The sequence below is a fragment of the Actinophytocola algeriensis genome (assembly GCF_014203735.1).
Taxonomy (GTDB): domain Bacteria; phylum Actinomycetota; class Actinomycetes; order Mycobacteriales; family Pseudonocardiaceae; genus Actinophytocola; species Actinophytocola algeriensis.
In genome coordinates, this window is the sequence record NZ_JACHJQ010000006.1 from 883,741 (window position 1) to 903,458 (window position 19,718).

Genomic DNA, 19,718 nt, shown 5'->3' on the forward strand with positions numbered 1-19,718 from the left:
ACGAAGTGGCGTTTCACGCAACGGTCTGCGGATGAAACCACCACTGAACGGACTTAACCTGTTCACATGTCGATGACTGCTGCCGATTTCATCGCGCTCGACGAACAGTGGAGCACGCACAACTACCACCCGTTGCCTGTGGTGATCGCCGAGGCCGAGGGCGCGTGGGTCACCGACGTACACGGCAAGAGATACCTGGACTTCCTCGCCGGCTACTCGGCGCTGAACTTCGGCCACCGCCACCCCGACCTGGTGGCCGCGGCGGTCGAGCAGCTCGGCCGGGTCACGCTCACCAGCCGGGCCTTCCACCACGACCAGCTGGGCCTGTTCTGCCGTGAGCTCGCGGAGCTGACCGGCACCGAGATGGTGCTGCCGATGAACTCCGGCGCCGAGGCCGTCGAGTCCGCGCTCAAGATCGCCCGCAAGTGGGCCTACCAGGTCAAGGGCGTGCCGGACGGCGCGGCGGAGATCATCGTCGCCGGGTCGAACTTCCACGGGCGCACCACCACGATCGTCTCCTTCTCCACCGACGACACCGCGCGCAACGACTTCGGCCCGTTCACCCCGGGCTTCGTGGTGGTCAAGTACGGCGACGCGCAGGCACTCGAGGCCGCCATCACCCCGCACACGGCCGCGGTGCTGATCGAACCGGTGCAGGGCGAGGCCGGGGTGCTGACCCCGCCGGCCGGCTACCTGCGCGAGGTGCGCCAGCTGTGCACCGACAACAACGTGCTGCTCATCGCCGACGAGATCCAGGCAGGGCTGGGCCGGACCGGGACGCTGTTCGCGTGCGAGCACGAGGGCGTGACCGCGGACCTGTACACGCTGGGCAAGGCGCTCGGCGGCGGGATCATGCCGGTGTCGGCGGTCGTCGGCAGGCGTGACGTGCTGGGCGTCCTGCGGCCGGGCGAGCACGGCTCGACGTTCGGCGGCAACCCCCTTGCCTGCGCGGTCGGCAGGGCCGTGATCCGGCTGCTGCGGGACGGCGACTTCCTGGCCCGGTCCGTCGAGCTGGGCGCCCACCTGCACGGACGGCTCACCGAGCTGATCGGCCACGGCGTCGCGGACGTCCGGGGGCGCGGCCTGTGGGCGGGCATCGAGATCGCGCCCGGCGGCCGCACCGCCCGCGAGGCGAGCGAGGAACTGATGGCGCGCGGCGTGCTGTGCAAGGAAACACACGACACGACGCTGCGGGTGGCACCGCCGCTGATGATCTCGAAGGCGGACCTGGACCGCGGCGTGGACACGATCGCGGCGGTACTGACCCGCTGACCAAACGGCGCCTGCGCTCGCGAACGCGGGCGGGATCGGCAGGCGATCGAGGGTGCCCGCGAGCACGGCTGTTAAGGCCGGGCTCGCGGGCACTCCCATGAGCGCACCCCGGATACCGCCGAGCGTCGGTTTACAGCGGCGGTCGGGCGGGTCTAGTCTGCAAGAACTTTCAGCAGTTTGCGCAAAGTCTCCCGGCGAGTGGGCGAGGCAGCGGTGAACCGCCCCCTCGCCGGGTCCATGACCGGCTCGACGAGGAGACCCGAAATGGAACGACGACGTGCCGCGGGCCTGGGGGTCGCTCCCCGGAAACCGCTGTTGCGCACGGCCGTGCTTGCGGCCGTTGCGGTCCTGTCCGCGACCGGGCTCACCACTGCCACGGCCCAACAGGCGGTGGCGGACACCGGAGTCCCCAACGGCGACGTGATCGCCAACCTGTGGTCGTGGAACTGGGCTTCCGTGGCCAGTGAGTGCACCGGCAACCTCGACCCCGCCGGGTACGGCGCGGTGTGGGTCGCCCCGCCCGCCGAGTCGCTGAAGCACCCGAGCGGCGTGTGGTGGGACGTGTACCAGCCCTACTCCTACAAGCTGAACAGCCGGTTCGGCACCCAGGCCGAGTTCGCGGCGATGATCAGCACGTGCCACGCGGCGGGCATCAAGGTCTACACGGACGCGGTGGTGAACCACACCGCCGCGCAGACCGGCACCGGCTACGACGGCACGGTGATCGGCGACAAGTACGACCCGCCGATGTACGACCGCGGCGAGTACAACGTCGACGTCTGCGACCGGGACATCGCGAACTGGTCGGACCTGTGGGAAGTGCAGCACTGCGAGCTGCTCGACCTGCCGGACCTCGACACGAGCGACGCCGGGGTGCGCGGCAAGCTCGCGGGCTACCTGAACTCCCAGCTGGCACTGGGCGTCGACGGTTTCCGCGTCGACGCGGCGAAGCACATCCCGGCGGGCGAGCTGGCGGATGTGGTGGCACGGCTGAACAACACGACGTCGGGAGCGCGGCCGTACGTGTTCCACGAGGTGTTCCCCGGCGAGCCGCCGTCGCCCGGTGACTACTTCGGCAGCGGCGACGTCCTCGACTTCACCTTCGGCGACAAGCTGAAGTCCGCGTTCCAGGGCGACATCGCGTCGCTGTCGTCGTTCGGGAACGGCCTGTTGCCCGCAGCCAACTCGGTGTCGTTCGTGACCAACCACGACACCGAGCGCAACGGCAGGCACCTGACGTACAAGGACGGCGCGACCGCGGTGCTCGCGAACGTGTTCCAGCTGGCGTACAAGCACACGACGCCGACGGTGTACGCGGGCTTCCAGTTCTCGAACTCCGAGGCGGCGCCGCCGAACTCGGGCGGGTTCGTCACGGACACCGACTGCGGCAACGGCTGGTACTGCCTGAACCGCGACCAGGCGGTGACCGGCATGGTGGCGTTCCACAACGCGGTCGGCGCCGCCGCGGTGGCGAACTGGCAGTCCCCGACGTCGAACGTGATCGGCTTCGGTCGCGGCTCGGCGGGTTTCGTCGCGATCAACAACAGCGGCGGCGCGTACACCGGCACGTTCACGACGGGCATGGCGAACGGCTCGTACTGCAACGTGATCACGGCGTGCGCGAACCAGGTGACGGTGTCCGGCGGCCAGGCGACGGTGACCGTGCCCGCGAAGTCCGCGGTCGCGTTCCACACCGGCGGCGGCACGCAGAACCCGGACCAGGTGAGCGCGTCGTACACGGTGCAGGCGGAGACGTCGTGGGGGCAGAACGTGTTCGTGGTGGGCAACGTGCCGCAGCTGGGCTCGTGGAACCCGGCGAACGCGGTACCGCTGACCACGAACTCGTCGACGTACCCGCGCTGGCACGGCTCGGGAACGCTGCCCGCGAACACGAACATCGAGTACAAGTTCGTGATCAAGCAGGACGGACAGCCGGTGATCTGGGAAACCGGCGCGAACCGGACCTACCGCACGGGCGGCACCGGCGCGGTGACCATCGACGGCGGCACCTTCCGCAGGTGACAGACTGACCCGGTGACCTGGCAGAACACCACCCACGACTGGTCCAGTGACGTGGCTGTGGCCCACCTGGAGCGAATCCGCCTCGACCCGGCGACGTTCGCTCCAGGTGGCGTCACCCACCTGGTGCTGGAAGTCCTCGCCTACGCGGCGGACGAGGCGGAGTCGAGCGGCGCCGAGGGGCTGGCGGTGGTCACCCTGCACGACGACGGCTCCGTGTCGGTGGCGGACAACGGCCGCGGCACGGACACCCGCGTGGACGCCGAGGGCCGTACGGTGAAGAAACCGGTGATGGCGACGAAGGACCTGCGCTTCTTCGACGCCCCGTCGGTGTCGCTGCCGGACGGCCACCTCCGGCGGGGCATGTCGGTGGTGGCCGCGCTGAGCGAGTGGCTGGTGCACACGAACCGCAGGCTCAACGGTTCGTGGACGCAGCGGTACGAACACGGCATCCCGGTCACGGACCTGACCCCGGTCGAGTCCGACGGCACGACCGGCACGACGGTCCACTTCTCGCCATCCCCCGGGTTGGCCCCGGTGGCAGCGCTCCCAACCGATTTCGGCCCACACCTGACGATCGAAGTGAGGACCGCGTAGTCGTCACAACGACGTTCCGCTGCCGGCTAGTTGCTAGTGCTGTGTCCACCGACGTTTGCCGAGTCCTGCGGCGGGTCCGGCCAAGCCGACGGTGATCGACGTACCGGGATGGGCTGGTATGCCGTGAAAAGCGCTTTTCACAGCACAACGGGACGTCGCGAGGGCGCGCAGGCGCCGGGGGCGCAGGCCCACACCACCCCCGAGGCTGCCTGCCATCCCGGAGACTTGCCCCTCCGGCGAGGAGCCACCGGAGGCAAAACCCGCCCGGCAAGTGGACACAGCACTAGCTCCGTACGCGGGACGCGGTCGAGCCGCGCACCACCAGCTCCGGCATGAAGACGAACTCCGCGTGCGGGGCCGGCGTGCCGCCGATCTCCTCGAGCAGCGCGTTCACCGCTGCCTGGCCCATCGCCTCCACGGGTTGTCGCAACGTCGTCAGCGGTGGGTCGGCGAACACGATCAGCGGCGAGTCGTCGAACCCCACCACCGACACGTCGGCAGGCACCGACAGCCCTCGTTGCCGCGCGGCCCGGATGGCACCGAACGCCATCAGGTCGCTGCCGCACACGATGGCTGTGCAGTCCTTGTCCAGCAACGCGGACGCGGCCGCCTGGCCACCCTCCACAGTGAACAGCGAGTGCTGCACCAGCTCCTCAGCCTGTTCCGCGGTGTAGGGCAGCACGGTCCGCATGTGCTGCACGAAACCCTCGATCTTCCGCAGCACCGGCACGAACCGCCGTGGCCCGATGGCAAGGCCGATCCGCTCGTGGCCGAGTTCCGCCAGGTGTGACACCGCCAGGCGCATCGCGGCTCGATCGTCGGTCGACACGAACGGGGCCGAGACCTTCTCCGTGTACCCGTTGATCATCACGAACGGCACGCCGCGGCCCGCGAGCTTCACGTACCGGTCCATGTCCGCCGTCGAGTCCGCGTGCAGACCGGACACGAAGATGATGCCCGTGACGCCACGCTCGACGAGCAGTTCGGTCAGCTGGTCCTCTGTCGACCCGCCGGGAGTCTGCGTGCACAGCACCGGCGTGTACCCGCGGGACGTCAGCACCTGCTCGATCACCTGCGCGAGCGCAGGGAAGATCGGGTTCGACAGCTCCGGCGTGATCAGGCCGATCAGCCCCGCGCTGCGTTCCCGTAGCCGGGGCGGGCGTTCGTAGCCGAGCACGTCCATGGCGGCGACCACCGCCTGCCGCGTCGCCGCCGACACGCCCGCCTTGCCGTTCAGCACGCGGCTGACGGTCGCCTCACTGACGCCCGCCTGCGTCGCTATGTCACTGAGGCGGGCTGTCACACCTGACGACTCTAGGCGAGCCACCTCATTCCTCCCACCACAACGCGGTGTCCGGTGGGAGCACGACCTCCCCGTCGAGGCCGTAGTACGACGACGCGAGCAGCACCGGGCCCGGGTCCGGCACCCGCACCACCGACTCGCCCAGGTTCGCCAGGCAGTGGAACGTGCCCCGGCGGAAGTGCAGCACGTCGTCCTCGGACGCGACCCACTCGAACGGGCCGAACCCCAGCCTGTGCCGCAGGCGCAGCGCCGCACGGTACAGCGCCAGCATCGACTCCGGTGACGTCTGCTGCTCGGCCACCGCGAGCTTGGCCCACGACTCCGGCTGCGGCAGCCACGGCTTGCCAGGCCCGAAACCGAGCGACGGGCCGGTCGTGGTCCACGGGATCGGCACCCGGCAGCCGTCGCGGCCGTGGTCGGTGTGGCCGGACCGCTCCCACATCGGGTCGGCCAGCACCTCGTCCGGCAGGTCCTGCACCTCCGGCAGCCCCAGCTCCTCACCCTGGTACACGTACGCGGACCCCGGCAGCGCCAGCATCAGCAGCGCCGCCGCCCGTGCCCGCCGACGGCCCACCTCGCCACCGCCGTACCGGGTCACGTGCCGCACCACGTCGTGGTTGGACAGCACCCACGTCGGCGGTGCCTCGGTCGCGAGCGACGCGTCGATCACGGCCCGCAGCGGCTCGGCCGACCAGTCGGTCTTCAGGAAGTGGAAGTTGAACGCCTGGTGCAGCTCGTCGGGCCGGACGTACAGCGCCGTGCGCGCGGGGCTCGGGGCCCACGCCTCCGCGACCGCCATCCGGTCGCCGCCGGCGTCGCCGTAGGAGTCGAGGACGCGGCGCCACTCGCGGTAGATCTCGTGGACGCCGTCCTGGTCGAAGTACGGCAGGGGCTCCGCGCCGAGCAGTTCGCTCTGGTCGGGCCTGCCGACGTCCGGCAGGCCTTCGGCCTTCACCATCCCGTGCGCCACGTCGACGCGGAACCCGTCGACGCCGAGGTCCAGCCAGAACCGCAGGATGTCGAGGAACTCCGCGCGCACCACCGGGTTGTCCCAGTTCAGGTCCGGCTGCTCGGGCGCGAACAGGTGCAGGTACCAGTCGCCGTCCTCGGTGCGGGTCCACGCCGGACCACCGAAGATCGACGCCCAGTCGTTCGGCGGCTCCTCGCCGCGCCCCTCGCGGAAGATGTAGCGGTCCTTGAGCCCGGCCTTGAACCACTCGTGCTGGTCACTGGTGTGGTTCGGGACGATGTCGACGATCACCCGCAGGCCCAGCGCGTGGGCGTCCGCCACCAGGGCCTGCGCGTCGGCGAGGGTGCCGAACAGCGGGTCGACCTCGCGGTAGTCGGCGACGTCGTAGCCGCCGTCGGCCATCGGGGAGGCGTAGAACGGCGTCAGCCACACCGCGTCGACGCCAAGGTCGGCCAGGTACGGCAGCCGGGAGCGCACGCCGGGCAGGTCCCCGACGCCGTCGCCGTTCGCGTCGGCGAAGCTGCGGACGTACACCTGGTAGATGACGGCGTCGCGCCACCACTCCTGAGTCATGCCTGACATGTAAAACCTTGCACCAACTTTCAGCAAGCCCGAACCATTGCCATGTCCCCGAACGGCTACCTAGCATTCATCGTCGAAGCGATTCGACGATGAGCGAAGCTTACGGAGCGATCATCAACACTTCCGGGTGAGGCATCGTGGCCAAGATCGAGGACGTCGCCAAGCACGCTGGGGTCGCCCCCAGCACGGTGTCGTACGTGCTGTCCGGCAAACGATCGATCACCCAGGAGACCAGGCAGCGGGTGCTCGCCAGCATCAGGGCGCTCGGCTACCAGCCGCACGCCGGTGCCAGGGCACTCGCGTCCAACCGCAGCAACGTCGTCGCGCTGGTCGTGCCGCTGCGCACCGGCATCCACGTGCCGGTGATCATGCAGTTCGCGACCTCGGTCGTCATCGCCGCCCGCGAGCACGACCACGACGTCCTGCTCCTGACGCAGAACGAGGGCGAGGCGGGCCTGCGGCGCGTGGCGGGCACGTCGATGGTCGACGCGATCATCGTGATGGACGTCGAGCTGCACGACCCCCGGGTCCCGGTACTGAAGGACCTGGACCGGCCGGCCGTGCTGATCGGCTTCCCCGCCGACCCCGACGGCCTGACCTGCATCGACCTCGACTTCACCGCGGCGGGCGCGGCGTGCGTGGACCACCTCGCCGAGCTGGGCCACCGCAGGGTCGCGCTGATCGGGTCGCCGCCCGAGGTGTACGAGCGGGAGACCGGGTTCGCCTCCCGCACCACGGCCGGGTTCACCGAGGCGGCGGCGCGGCACGGCATCGCCGCCAGCGTGCACGCGTGCGAGGCCACGCAGGCGGGCGCCCAGAAGGTCGCCACCGAGCTGCTGGCCGAACATCCCGATCTCACCGCGGTCGTCGTCCACAACGAACCCGTCGTGGCACCGCTGCTCGCCGCGTTCCGCGAGGCGGGCCGGTCGGTGCCGGACGACCTGTCGGTGGTGGCGATCTGCCCCGACGAGCTCGCCGAGTACACCATGCCCGCGCTGACCTCCGTGGCCATCCCGGCCGAGGAGGTCGGCAGACAGGCGGTCGGGCTGCTGATGGCCAAGCTCAACGGCCGGAAGGCGCCCGGCGCGACGCTGCTCTCCCCGCACCTCACCGTCCGAGCGAGTACCGCCCCACCCCAGTAGTCCCCCGACTCCCCACCTGTCCCGGCACGTCGATCGTCGAAGCGATTCGACGATCTGGCGCGACCACCGACCCCGCCGGAGGAACAACGATGTTCACACCAGGAAAGGCCCTGCTCGCGGTACTCGCGCTGGCCGCGCCGTTACTCGTCGCGTGTGGCGACGACGCGGGCGGCAACGCGAACGAGCTGCGCCTGTGGCACTACGAGGGCCCGGACAGCGCGATGGGCAAGGCGTGGGACGCGGCGATCGAGGAGTTCGAGGACACGCACCCCGGCGTGACGGTGAAGTTCGAGGCGAAGGGCTTCGAGCAGATCCAGAAGAGCGCACAGATGGTGCTGAACTCCGACGAGGCGCCGGATCTGATGGAGTACAACAAGGGCAACGCCACCGCGGGCCTGCTGTCCAAGCAGGGCCTGCTGACCGACATGTCCGCCGAGGTCACCGAACGCGGCTGGGACAAGCTGCTGAGCCCCAGCCTGCAGACCACGTGCAAGTACGACGAGCGCGGCGTGATGGGCGGCGACAAGTGGGTCGGCGTCCCGAACTACGCCGAGTACACGATGGCGTACTACAACAAGGACCTGTTCGCGCAGCACGGTGTCGAGATCCCGGAGACGTTCGACGACCTGGTCGCGGCGATGGACAAGTTCGTGGCCGCCGGGGTGACGCCGTTGTCGATGGGCGGCAAGGAGTACCCGGCGCAGCAGCTGCTCTACCAGCTCGCACTGTCCAAGGCGGACACCGAGTGGGTGGACAACCTCCAGCAGTACAAGGGCGACGTCGACTTCCACGACGAGGCCTGGACCTACGGCGCCGAGACGTTCGCCGACTGGGTGCGGAAGGGCTACCTCGGCAAGGACTCGGCGGGCATCGACGCGGAGAGCATGGGCGTCGCGTTCATGTCCGGCAAGTTCCCGATCATGATGTCCGGCTCGTGGTGGTACGGCCGGGTCCAGTCGACGGTGAAGTTCGACTGGGACACCGCGCTGTTCCCCGGCAGTGACCTGGCACTGGGCTCCAGCGGCAACATCTGGGTCGTGCCGGAGGGTTCCGAGAACAAGGAGCTGGCCTACGACTTCATCGACATCACCATGAAGAAGGCGAACCAGGAGCTGCTCGGCAACTCCGGCGGCATCCCGGTGGCGGCCGACCCGGCGGCGATCACCGACGAGAAGAGCAAGCACCTCATCGAGGACTACCAGACGCTGGTGGACCGCGACGGGCTCGCCTACTACCCGGACTGGCCCGCGCCCGGCTACTACGACGTGCTGGTGTCCGCGACGCAGAAGCTGATCAACGGGTCGGCGTCGCCGGACGAGGTGCTGGACGAGCTGGCGGGGCCGTACGAGGAAAACCTGGCCAATGTCGGTGGCTGAGACGAAACGTCCTGAACGACGCTCCCGGGGCACTGAACGTCCCGAAAGCGTCTTTCAGGGCACTCGGCGGCGGCGGGACGGGCGCGGGTACCTGCCCTACCTCGTGCCGGGGGTGCTGCTGTTCGTCGCGGTGATCGCGGTGCCGCTGGTGATGAACGTCGGCATCAGCTTCACGCGGTGGCAGGGTGTCGGCGACCCGGACTGGGTCGGGTTGGACCAGTACCGAAAGCTGTTCTCCGACGAGACGTTCTGGATCTCCTTCCGCAACAACGCGGCACTGATCCTCGCCATGGCGGTCGTCCCGACGTTCATCGGCCTGCTGCTCGCCACCGCCCTGTTCGACGTGGTGGCCAAGCGGCACCCGCGCACCACCACGGCGTTGCGGGCCGCGTTCTACCTGCCGCAGGTGCTGCCCGCGGTCGTGGCCGGTGTGGTGTGGGGCTGGATCCTGCACCCCGAGTACGGCTCGGCGAACGAGCTGCTGCGCTTCCTCGGGCTGGGCGACTGGACGCAGAACTGGCTCGGTGACGAGAAGACCGCGCTGCTGTCGGTCATGTTCGTGCTGGTGTGGATCCAGATCGGCTACCCGCTGGTGATCTTCATGGCCGGGCTGCAGCGCGTCGACCCGCAGCTGTACGAGGCGGCGGCGCTCGACGGCGCGAGCTGGTGGCAACGGCTGTGGTCGGTGACCGTGCCGCAGATCCGGCAGGAGATCTTCGTCGTACTGCTGACCTGCACGATCGCGGCGCTCAAGTCGTTCGACAAGATCTTCGTGCTCACGCGCGGCGGGCCGGGCGGCTCGACCAACACGCCCGCGTACTTCTCGTTCCAGAACTTCTTCGAGAAGGCCAACGTCGGCTACGGCGCCGCGATCGCGACGGTGCTGACGGTGATCATCGGCGGGCTCGCCTTCGTGTTCCTGCGACTGCAGAACCGGGAGGAGTCATGACACGGCCTCGCTCCGCTCGGCGTTCGCGGGCCTCTACCCGGCGTCTTCCCTCCCTGCGCTGCTCACTCGCTCGTGACCGAGCTCCCTCCGCTGCTCACTCAGTCCAGACACCGGCGGCCCGCTCATGACAAGGAGACTCGTCGTCGGCGTCCTCGCGATCCTCGCGGTGCTGACGCTGTTCCCGTTCCTGCTGGTGCTGCTCAACGCGTTCAAGTCACCGGGTGACTACACGACCGGTGGCCCGCTGGCGCTGCCGGACGCCCTGTACTTCCAGGGCATCGTGGACTTCTGGGTCCGCGTCGACTTCGGTCAGAAGCTGGTCAACAGCACGGTGATCGCCGGTTCGGTCGCGGTGCTCGCGGTGCTGGTGTCGGTCCTCACGGCGTACGCGCTCGGCATCGGCCGCGTCAAGGGTCGCCTGTGGATCGTCGCGGTCTTCCTGCTGGCGAACCTGATGCCGCAGGAGGCGCTGGTCTACCCGCTGTACTTCCTCACGAAGGAGGTCGACCTCTACGACACGAGGCTCGCGGTGATCATCATCTTCACCGCGATCCAGGCCGCGTTCGGCACCTACCTGCTGTCCTCGGTGCTGTCGACGTTCCCGCGCGAGATCGTCGAGGCGGCACGGATCGACGGCGCGAACCGGTGGCAGGTGCTGTGGCGCGTGGTCGTGCCGATCAGCTGGCCGACGCTGTCGGTACTGCTGGTGTTCTTCTTCATCTGGACGTGGAACGAGTTCTTCCTCCCGATGATCATGCTGGTCTCCAACGACAACCAGACGGTCCCGGTCGCACTCGGTGTGCTGCAGGGACAACGTCTGATGGACGCCACCGCGCAGAGCGCGTCGGCACTGCTCGGGATCATCCCGGCGGTGGTGTTCTTCCTGATCTTCCAACGGACACTGACACGGGGCATCGCGGTGGGAGCGGTCAAGTGAGCGGAGCTTGCGGAGCTTGCGGAGCTGTGAACGGAGCTTGCGGAGTGAACCGTCGAGCAGAGCAATCACACACAGGCCGTCACGGAGCCTGCGAGGGGACGGCGGCATGAAGTTCACGGACGGGCACTGGATGATGCGCGAGGGTGTCACGCCCGCCTACCCCGTCGAGGTGCTCGACGTGGCGGAAACCCCTGACGGCCTCCGGGTCCTGGCGCCGACCTACCCGGTGCGCAGCAGGCGGGACCTGCAGAGCGGCGCGGTGCTGACCGTCGACCTCACCTCCCCGATGCCGGACGTGATCGGGGTGCGGGTCACCCACCACGCGGGCAGCGCCACGAGGTCGCCGCGGTTCGAGCTGTTCCCGTCGGGTCCGGCGCCGGCCGTGTCGGCCGAGAACGCCACCCTGACATCCGGGGCGTTGACAGTACGGGTGACTCGCAACCCGTGGCGGCTGGAGTTCGTCGCGGACGGCAGGGTCCTCACGTCCAGCGGCGAGAAAGATCTCGCGCTGATGTCCACACCGGACGGCACGCACGTGCGGGAGCGGCTGAACCTCGGGGTCGGCGACGCGGTCTACGGCATGGGTGAGCGGTTCGGCCCGCTGGCCAAGAACGGCCAGGTCGTCGACATCTGGAACGCCGACGGCGGCACCAGCAGCGAGCAGGCGTACAAGAACGTGCCGTTCTTCCTCACCAACGCGGGCTACGGCGTGTTCGTCAACCACCCCGGGCTGGTGTCGTTCGAGGTGGGTTCCGAGGACGTGTCGAAGGTGCAGTTCAGCATCGAGGCGCAGTCCATGCAGTACTTCGTGATCCACGGTCCGACGCCGAAGGAGATCCTCGAGCGGTACACCGCGTTGACCGGCAGGCCCGCGCTGCCGCCGGCGTGGTCGTTCGGGTTGTGGCTGTCGACGTCGTTCAACACCGACTACGACGAGGCCACGGTCACCTCGTTCATCGAGGGCATGGCGGAGCGGGACCTGCCGCTGTCGGTGTTCCACTTCGACTGCTTCTGGATGCGGGAGCTGTCGTGGTGCGACTTCGAGTGGGACCCGAAGACCTTCCCGGACCCGCGCGGCATGCTCACGAGGCTGAAGGCACGCGGCCTGAAGGTGTGCGTGTGGATCAACCCCTATGTCGCGCAGCGGTCGGCGTTGTTCGAGGAGGGCAAGGCTCGCGGCTACTTCCTCAAGCGCCCCAACGGGGACGTGTGGCAGTGGGACCTGTGGCAGCCGGGTCAGGCGGTCGTGGACTTCTCCAACCCGGAGGCCCGCGAGTGGTACGCCGCGAAGCTCGACGCCTTGCTGGACATGGGGGTCGACTGCTTCAAGTCCGACTTCGGGGAGCGGATCCCGACCGACGTCACCTACTTCGACGGGTCCGACCCCGACGACATGCACAACTACTACACCTACCTCTACAACAAGACCGTGTTCGACCTGCTGCGCAAGCGGCGCGGCGAGCGGGACGCGGTCGTGTTCGCGCGGTCGGCGACCGTCGGCACGCAGCAGTTCCCGGTGCACTGGGGCGGGGACAACCTGTCGACGCCGCAGTCGATGGCGGAGTCGCTGCGCGGTGGGCTGTCGCTGACGATGTCCGGCTTCGGGTACTGGAGCCACGACATCGGCGGCTTCGAGGGCACCCCGGAGGCGTGGCTGTTCAAGCGGTGGATCGCGTTCGGGCTGCTGTCGTCGCACAGCCGCCTGCACGCGAACTACTCCTACCGCGTGCCGTGGGCGTTCGACGAGGAAGCCGTGGACGTGTTGCGGCGCTTCTCGAAGCTCAAGGCGACGCTCATGCCGTACCTGTACCAGGCGGCACGGACCGCGCACCTCTCCGGGGTGCCGATGATGCGGGCGATGGTCGTGGAGTTCCCGGACGACCCGGCCTGCACGCACCTCGACCGCCAGTACATGCTCGGCCCGGACCTGTTGGTGGCGCCCGTGTTCCGGGAGGACGGGGTCGTCGACTACTACGTCCCCGACGGTTCGTGGACCCACTACCTCACCGGCGAGGAGGTGACCGGGCCGCGCTGGGTGCGGGAGACGCACAGCGCCGACAGCGTGCCGCTGCTGGTCCGGCCCGGCGCGGTGCTGCCGGTCGGCGCGGTCGACGACCGGCCCGACTACTCCTACGCCGACGGCGTCACCCTGCACGTCTTCGGCCTGGCCGACGGTGCGTCGGTGACCACGGTCGTGCCCACGGTGTCCGGCGATGTGGCCTGCACCTTCACCACCACCCGGCGCGGCGGCACCGTCGAGGTGTCCGCCGACCAGCCGCTCGCCCGCTGGCGCGTCCGCGTCGCGGGTGCCGAACCCGTTGACGCAGAAGGATCCTCGCTCACCGTCCGACTCTGAACCCAATGGAGTGGTCATGAGAAGACGTACTTTCCTGGCCGTTGCCGGAGCCGTGACCGCCGCGGTTGCCGCCCCGGTCCACGCGAGCGCGACGAGCTACCCGTTCCGCAACCACCGCCTCCCCGTCCGCGTCCGCGTCGAGGACCTGCTCGCCCGGCTCACGCTGCCGGAGAAGGTCTCATTGCTGCACCAATACCAGCCGGCGATCCCGCGCCTGGGCATGGCGCTGTTCAAGACCGGCACCGAAGCACTGCACGGCATCGCGTGGTCGACCGACATCACCTCCACCCCCGACCCCGGCGCCGTGCGGACCGCGGTGGCGACCGTGTTCCCGCAGGCCGTCGGGCTCGCCACCACCTGGGACGCCGCGTTGATCAGGCGGGTCGGGTCGGTGGTCGGCGACGAGATCCGCGGGTACCACTCGGACAACCCGGTCGTGTGGGGTCTGAACGCGTGGGCTCCGGTGGTGAACCTGCTGCGCGACCCGCGCTGGGGCCGCAACGAGGAGGGCTACTCGGAGGACCCGTACCTGACCGGCGTGATCTCCACGGCGTACGCGGGTGGCATGGCCGGTGACGACCCGCGCCACCTCAAGACCGCGCCGACGCTGAAGCACTACCTGGCCAACAACAACGAGATCCGCCGCGACCGCACGTCGTCGAACCTGCGGCCGCGTGTGAAGCACGAGTACGACGAGGCCGCGTTCAAGCCCGCGATCGCAGCCGACGCGGCGACCGGTGTGATGGCCGCGTACAACCTGGCCAACGGGCGGCCGATGACCGTGAGCCCGGACTTCGACGACGTGGTGCGGACCTGGACCGACCAGGTGCTGATGAACGTCACCGACGCGGGCAACCCCAACAACCTCATCGGCTCGCAGGCCTACTTCGCCACGCTCGCGGAGGCGGACGCGGCCACGCTGAAGGCCGGGCTGGACAGCTTCACCGTCGACAACACGAACGCCACGCCGACGGTCGACGCGGTCAACACCGCACTGGCTCAGGGACTGCTGGCCGAGTCCGATGTGGACACCGCGGTCCGGCGCATCCTCACGATCCGGTTCCGGCTCGGCGAGTTCGACCCGGGCGGCGGCCCGTACGGCGGCATCACGATGGACGTGGTGAACAGCCCGGCGCACCGGCAGCTCGCGCGGGAGACCGCGGGGAAGGCCGTGGTGCTGCTGAAGAACGACGGCGCGCTCCCGTTGCGGCCGGCCGGCACGGTGGCCGTGGTCGGGCCGCTCGCCGACACGCTGTACACCGACTGGTACTCCGGGAAGCTGCCGTACGAGGTCACCCCGCGTGCCGGGATCGCGGCACGGGTCACCGTCACCGGCAGCGAGGCGGTCGACCGGATCGCACTGCGCACCACTGACGGCCGGTACGTCACCGCCGGGTCCGGTGACGGTGGCGCCGAACTGGTCACCTCCGGTCTCTCGGCCGGGACGGAACGGCAGTTCGACGTGTTCGACTGGGGCCAGGGCGTCGTGACGTTGCGCAGCGTCGCGAACGGCAAGTACGTCGAACGGGCCGACTTCGGCCAGACCAGCGCGTTCGTGAACCGGGCGCCGCAGCCCCGCGACTGGTTCGTGCAGCAGCAGTTCACGTTCGAGGACGCCGGTGACGGCGCGGTGGTCGTCAAGTACGTCGGCTACGAGACCGTGAACGACTGGGAGGGCCCCAACAACTACCTCACGGTGGCCGCCGACGGCCGCGTCCTGCTGGGCTCCCCGGACGCGGCGGGCGCGACTCCGTTCATCAAAGAGACGGTGTCGAGTGGCATCGACGACGCCGTCGCGTCCGTGGCGGGCGCGGACGCGGCGGTCGTCGTGGTCGGCAGCATGCCGTTCATCAACGGCCGCGAGGACCACGACCGCACCACGATGGCACTCGCGGAGGGCCAGTCCGCGCTGATCAGGGCGGTGCACGCGGCGAACCCGAACACGGTCGTGGTGGTGGAGAACAGCTACCCGACCACGCTCACGTGGGAGCAGGACAACATCCCGGCGATCCTGTGGACCACGCACGCGGGGCAGGAGACCGGGCACGCGATCGCGGACGTGCTGGTCGGCGACGTCAACCCGGCGGGGCGGCTCACGCAGACGTGGTACCGGTCCGACGCGGACCTGCCGGACATCCTCGAGTACGACATCATCAAGGCCCGCCGCACCTACCAGTACTTCGACGGCGATCCGCTGTACCCGTTCGGGCACGGTCTGTCCTACAGCACGTTCCGGTACGGGCGACTGGCGATCGAGTCGCCGCTGAAGGTGAGCGTGCCGGTCACCAACACATCCGACCGGGCGGGCGACGAGGTCGTCCAGCTGTACACGCACCAGCGCGAGTCACGCGACCCGCGACCGAACCTGACGTTGCGGGCGTTCCAGCGCGTGCACCTGCGGCCGGGGCAGACGAAGACGGTCCGGTTCTCGGTGCCGGTGCAGGACCTGGCGCACTGGGACGTGACCCGCGGCCGCTGGGTCGTCGAGGGCGGCACCTACGACGTGCTGGTCGGCGCGTCCTCGGCCGACATCCGGCAGCGCGGCACGGTGCGGGTGAAGGGCGAGACGATCCCTGCCCGCGACCTGTCCCGCACCACGCGGGCGGTCGACTTCGACGACTACACGGGGGTGTCCCTGGTGGACACGTCGAAGGAACGCGGCGACTCGGTCGGCGGACCGGGCTGGGTCTCCTTCCACGACAGCGAGCTGCGGCGGGCGCGCACGTTCACCGCGAGGGTCGCGGGCGCGGGCGCGATCGAGATCCGGCTGGGCGGCCCGACCGGGAAGCGTGTCGGGACCGCCACGTCGCCGGGCACGGCCGACAAGTACACCTACACCTCTGTCTCCACCGCGCTGACCGGCGCGGACGGCAGGCACGACGTGTTCCTGGTGATCACGGGTGACCTGCGCGTCGACACGTTCTCGCTGCGATGAGGCGCCTGGCGCTGCTGCTGGTGTTGCTGCTGGTCACGGGCGCTGCCACGCCCGTGGCCGCGGCAGCCCCGGCACACACCGTGAGCTACGACAGGTACTCGCTGAAGGTGGACGGCGAGCGGGTGTTCCTGTGGAGCGGCGAGTTCCACTACTTCCGCCTGCCGAGCCCGGAGCTGTGGCGGGACGTGCTGGAGAAGATCCGCGCCGCCGGGTTCAACGGCGTCTCGCTGTACTTCAACTGGGCGTACCACTCGCCCGCGCCCGGCGAGTACGACTTCTCCGGCGTGCGGGACGTGGACCGGCTGCTGCGGCTCACCGAGGAACTGGGGCTGTACGTGGTCGCGCGGCCCGGCCCGTACATCAACGCCGAGGTCAGCGGCGGCGGTTTCCCCGCGTGGCTCAAGCAGGTCGACGGCCGGGCGCGCTCGAGCGACCCCGGCTACACCGCGGCGTACCGCGAGTGGCTGTCGCACATCAACCCGATCCTCGCGCGGCACCAGATCACCCGCGGCGGCTCGGTGATCGCGTACAACGTGGAGAACGAGTACGCGGCCAACACCGACGCCCAGTACATGCAGGACCTGCAGGACACCGCGCGGGCGGCCGGGATCGACGTGCCGATCACGCACAACCAGTGCTGCGACGCGTCATGGACCCCGACCTGGGCGTCCGGTCTCGGCGCCGTGCAGATCCCCGGGGTGGACGACTACCCGCAGTCGTTCGAGTGCCAGACCCCGGACGTCTGGGGGCCGTGGGGTCCGGGGACGACGGAACGGTTGTCGGACAACGCACCCGTGTACGCGGCCGAGTACCAGGCGGGGGCGATCGACCTCAACCGCGCCGGGTACGACCGCTGCCGCGAGCTGACCGGCCCGTCGTACATGCGGTACTTCTACAAGTCGAACCTGATCACCAGCGGCGCCACCATGTTCGGCTACTACATGGCGTTCGGCGGCACGAACTGGGGCTGGCTGGGCCAGCCGAACGACGTGTACACGTCCTACGACTACGGCGCGGCGATCACCGAGTCGCGGCAGCTGACGGACAAGTACGCCGAGTTCAAACGGCAGGGCTACTTCGTGCGCGCGGTGGAACCGTTGCGGCACACGGACACCGCGACCGCACCACCGTCCTCCGATGCGGCAGTGGAGACGTTGGCACGGGCGAACCCTTCGACGGGAACACAGTTCGTGCTCGCCCGCTCGCTGGACGGTGGCTCGTCCACACTGGACTGGTCGACGCCGGACGGGCGGTACTCCGTGCCGGTCACGGTCGGCGCGCGGGACGCTCTCGTGCTGGTCGCCGGGTACGACCTGGGCGGACAGCGGCTCGTGTGGTCGTCGTCGGAGCTGATGACGCACACCCGCTCCGGTGGCCGCGATGTGGCGTTGCTGTACGGGCGTACGGGAACCGATGGGTCGACCGTGTTGCGGTACGGGTCGCGGCCGGCCGTGCAGGTCCTGGCCGGGTCGGTCCGGTCGTCGTTCGCGGGCGGTGACCTGAAGCTCGACTACCGGCACGAAGGCCTGTCCCGGGTGCTGGTGACCGGTGGCGGCCGCCCGCCGATGCTGTTGCTGCTGGGCACGAACGAGACCGCGGCGGAGTTCTGGCAGTTCGGATCGGTGCTGGTGCGGAGCCCGTCGCTGGTCCGCGACGCGACGGTGTCCGGCTCGACGGTGACGCTGCGGGCGGACACGTCGGCGCGGACGTCGGTGGAGGTGTTCGCCCCGGCCCGGCGGCTGGTCGTGGGGCACGGCGTGGTGCCGACGCGCACGACGTCGAGCGGGTCGCTGGCCGGCACCCTGCGTGGCCCGGACCCGGTGCGGCTGCCCACGTTGACGGGCTGGCGCACGCAGCGCGAGCCGGTCGCGGACGACTCGGGCTGGACCGTGGCCGACCGGGGACTCCCCTCGGGCACCTACGGCTACGACCAGGGGCACGTCTGGTACCGCGGCCACTTCACCGCGGGCGGCACGGAAACCGCGGTGAAGCTGAACGCGATCACCGGCAAGAACGGCGTCTACCAGGTGTGGCTGAACGGCACGTACCTCGGCTGGGCCAAGGGCGGCACACAGGCCGACTCGGACGCACCCGTCAACCCGGACCCCGGTCCCGGCACGTTCACGCTGCCACCGCTGGCGCCCGGCACACCCGCGGTGCTGTCGGTCCTGGTCGGCAACATGGGCCACAACGACGACTGGACCGCCGACGACACCCGCTTCAAACAGCCGCGCGGGCTGGTCGGCGCGGCGCTGATCGGTGCCGATACGCCCGTCTCCTGGCGGTTGCGGGGCAACGAACCGGACCCGGTCCGGGGCCCCTTCAACACCGGTGGCCTGCTGGGCGAACGGGCGGGCTGGCACCTGCCGGGTCACAGGTCAGGTGACTGGCGACCCGCGCCGGACACGCTCGCGCCCGGCGTCACGTGGTACCGCACGGAGTTCGCACTCGACTTGCCACGTGACCAGGACGTGCCGGTGGCGCTGCGGTTCGACGGCACCGGCGCCTACCGCGTGCTGATGTACGTGAACGGCTGGCAGATGGGCCAGTTCACGGCGGACCTGGGGCCACAGAAGGAGTTCGTCCTCCCGGCCGGGGTGCTGCGCACGCACGGGAAGAACACCGTCGCCCTGGCGGTGATCGCGTTGGAGGAGAGCACACCGGGCCCGGTCAGCCTGGTGCCGCTGGCCAACCACCGGGTGCGGTAGGGACGTGGTCCCGCGCCCGTCCGGCCGGGCGCGGGACCGCCTACACCGCCGCCTCGTCCAGTCCTGCCAGCAGCGCGTCCACAGTGGACCGCGGAGTCAGGTCCGTCGAGTCGAGCCACAGCCCGCGCCTCGGCATCGCCCGCAGGCCCTGGTCGAGGTCCTCGACCGTCCACGCGCCGTAACCGGTCTTGGCCCGCCCCGCCTCGCGCTCGGCCACCACGGCGGGCGACGGCGCCAGCACCACCAGGTACCTCGGCCGCGTGCGCACCGCGTCCAGCAGTTCGTCGACGTGGTCGCCCAGCAGCACGTCCTGCACGACCGCCGTGAACCCGGCGTCGGCGTACCCGTCGGCCACCGTCGCGGTCAGCCGGTGCCGCAACCGCAGCTGCGCCACCGCGTCCTCCTCCGCGCCGGGCGTCATGTCGGCCCGCCCGGACACGATCATCCGGCGGAACAGGTCACCCCGCACGTGCGCCGCCCTCGGCAGCCGTTCGGCGAGCAGCTGCGCGACCGTCGACTTGCCCGCCGCCATGATCCCGGTGATCACCACCACCGCCGGTCCGAGCACGACG

At 69.8% G+C, this 19,718-nt stretch carries 13 protein-coding genes; 10 read left to right on the forward strand and 3 right to left on the reverse strand.

The features are described from left to right. Positions 1-72 precede the first annotated feature (72 nt). The 3 genes from rocD (at position 73) to FHR82_RS30975 (ending at position 3,888) form a co-directional block, all read left to right on the forward strand. Positions 73-1,272, forward strand: a complete 1,200-nt coding sequence (rocD, locus tag FHR82_RS30965) for an ornithine--oxo-acid transaminase (RefSeq protein WP_184814179.1) — start codon at positions 73-75, stop codon at positions 1,270-1,272. A gap of 264 nt (positions 1,273-1,536) precedes the next feature. Continuing rightward, a complete protein-coding gene (locus tag FHR82_RS30970; protein WP_184814077.1) occupies positions 1,537-3,294 on the forward strand; it encodes a carbohydrate-binding module family 20 domain-containing protein in 1,758 nt (585 codons plus the stop codon). Between the two features lie 12 nt (positions 3,295-3,306). Continuing rightward, a complete protein-coding gene (locus FHR82_RS30975; protein WP_184814078.1) occupies positions 3,307-3,888 on the forward strand; it encodes an ATP-binding protein in 582 nt (193 codons plus the stop codon). Positions 3,889-4,171: 283 nt separating this feature from the next. Here the strand turns inward: FHR82_RS30975 and FHR82_RS30980 are convergent, their stop codons facing one another. Both FHR82_RS30980 and FHR82_RS30985 read right to left on the reverse strand, forming a co-directional pair. Beyond that, on the reverse strand, positions 4,172-5,191 hold the full coding sequence (locus FHR82_RS30980; RefSeq protein WP_184814079.1) for a LacI family DNA-binding transcriptional regulator: 1,020 nt from the start codon (positions 5,189-5,191) through the stop codon (positions 4,172-4,174). Positions 5,192-5,216: 25 nt separating this feature from the next. Further along, positions 5,217-6,734, reverse strand: a complete 1,518-nt coding sequence (locus tag FHR82_RS30985) for a glycoside hydrolase family 13 protein (protein WP_184814180.1) — start codon at positions 6,732-6,734, stop codon at positions 5,217-5,219. 146 nt (positions 6,735-6,880) lie between these two features. Between FHR82_RS30985 and FHR82_RS30990 the strand changes: the two genes are divergently transcribed. The 7 genes from FHR82_RS30990 (at position 6,881) to FHR82_RS31020 (ending at position 19,146) form a co-directional block, all read left to right on the forward strand. Continuing rightward, positions 6,881-7,885 carry a LacI family DNA-binding transcriptional regulator gene (locus FHR82_RS30990; protein ID WP_184814080.1) on the forward strand — a complete coding sequence of 335 codons (1,005 nt, stop codon included), beginning with the start codon at positions 6,881-6,883 and terminating at the stop codon, positions 7,883-7,885. An 89-nt stretch (positions 7,886-7,974) separates the two neighbouring features. Continuing rightward, entirely contained in the window at positions 7,975-9,261 is a 1,287-nt protein-coding gene (locus FHR82_RS30995; protein WP_184814081.1) for an ABC transporter substrate-binding protein, read from the forward strand. 112 nt (positions 9,262-9,373) lie between these two features. Next, entirely contained in the window at positions 9,374-10,210 is an 837-nt protein-coding gene (locus FHR82_RS31000; protein ID WP_311771350.1) for a carbohydrate ABC transporter permease, read from the forward strand. Between the two features lie 124 nt (positions 10,211-10,334). Then, positions 10,335-11,147 (forward strand): carbohydrate ABC transporter permease, encoded by an 813-nt coding sequence (locus FHR82_RS31005; protein ID WP_184814083.1) that lies wholly within the window; start codon positions 10,335-10,337, stop codon positions 11,145-11,147. A 106-nt stretch (positions 11,148-11,253) separates the two neighbouring features. Then, positions 11,254-13,503, forward strand: coding sequence for an alpha-xylosidase (gene yicI / locus FHR82_RS31010; RefSeq protein WP_184814084.1), 2,250 nt, complete (start codon positions 11,254-11,256; stop codon positions 13,501-13,503). A gap of 16 nt (positions 13,504-13,519) precedes the next feature. Continuing rightward, on the forward strand, positions 13,520-16,438 hold the full coding sequence (locus FHR82_RS31015) for a glycoside hydrolase family 3 protein (RefSeq protein WP_184814085.1): 2,919 nt from the start codon (positions 13,520-13,522) through the stop codon (positions 16,436-16,438). Further along, positions 16,435-19,146 carry a beta-galactosidase gene (locus FHR82_RS31020; protein ID WP_184814086.1) on the forward strand — a complete coding sequence of 904 codons (2,712 nt, stop codon included), beginning with the start codon at positions 16,435-16,437 and terminating at the stop codon, positions 19,144-19,146. Before FHR82_RS31015 ends, FHR82_RS31020 begins: the two co-directional genes overlap by 4 nt. A gap of 40 nt (positions 19,147-19,186) precedes the next feature. On the opposite strand, the gene FHR82_RS31025 is transcribed toward FHR82_RS31020, so the two are convergent. Next, positions 19,187-19,714, reverse strand: a complete 528-nt coding sequence (locus tag FHR82_RS31025; protein ID WP_311771351.1) for an AAA family ATPase — start codon at positions 19,712-19,714, stop codon at positions 19,187-19,189. Positions 19,715-19,718: the final 4 nt, after the last annotated feature.

Bases quoted from the DNA above. Each gene is read 5' to 3' on its own strand.
- rocD (WP_184814179.1), top strand. From the start codon at position 73: ATGACTGCTGCCGATTTCATCGCGCTCGACGAACAGTGGAGCACGCAC.
- FHR82_RS30970 (WP_184814077.1), top strand. From the start codon at position 1,537: ATGGAACGACGACGTGCCGCGGGCCTGGGGGTCGCTCCCCGGAAACCG.
- FHR82_RS30985 (WP_184814180.1), bottom strand. From the start codon at position 6,734: ATGACTCAGGAGTGGTGGCGCGACGCCGTCATCTACCAGGTGTACGTC.
- FHR82_RS30995 (WP_184814081.1), top strand. From the start codon at position 7,975: ATGTTCACACCAGGAAAGGCCCTGCTCGCGGTACTCGCGCTGGCCGCG.
- FHR82_RS31005 (WP_184814083.1), top strand. From the start codon at position 10,335: ATGACAAGGAGACTCGTCGTCGGCGTCCTCGCGATCCTCGCGGTGCTG.
- yicI (WP_184814084.1), top strand. From the start codon at position 11,254: ATGAAGTTCACGGACGGGCACTGGATGATGCGCGAGGGTGTCACGCCC.
- FHR82_RS31015 (WP_184814085.1), top strand. From the start codon at position 13,520: ATGAGAAGACGTACTTTCCTGGCCGTTGCCGGAGCCGTGACCGCCGCG.
- FHR82_RS31020 (WP_184814086.1), top strand. From the start codon at position 16,435: ATGAGGCGCCTGGCGCTGCTGCTGGTGTTGCTGCTGGTCACGGGCGCT.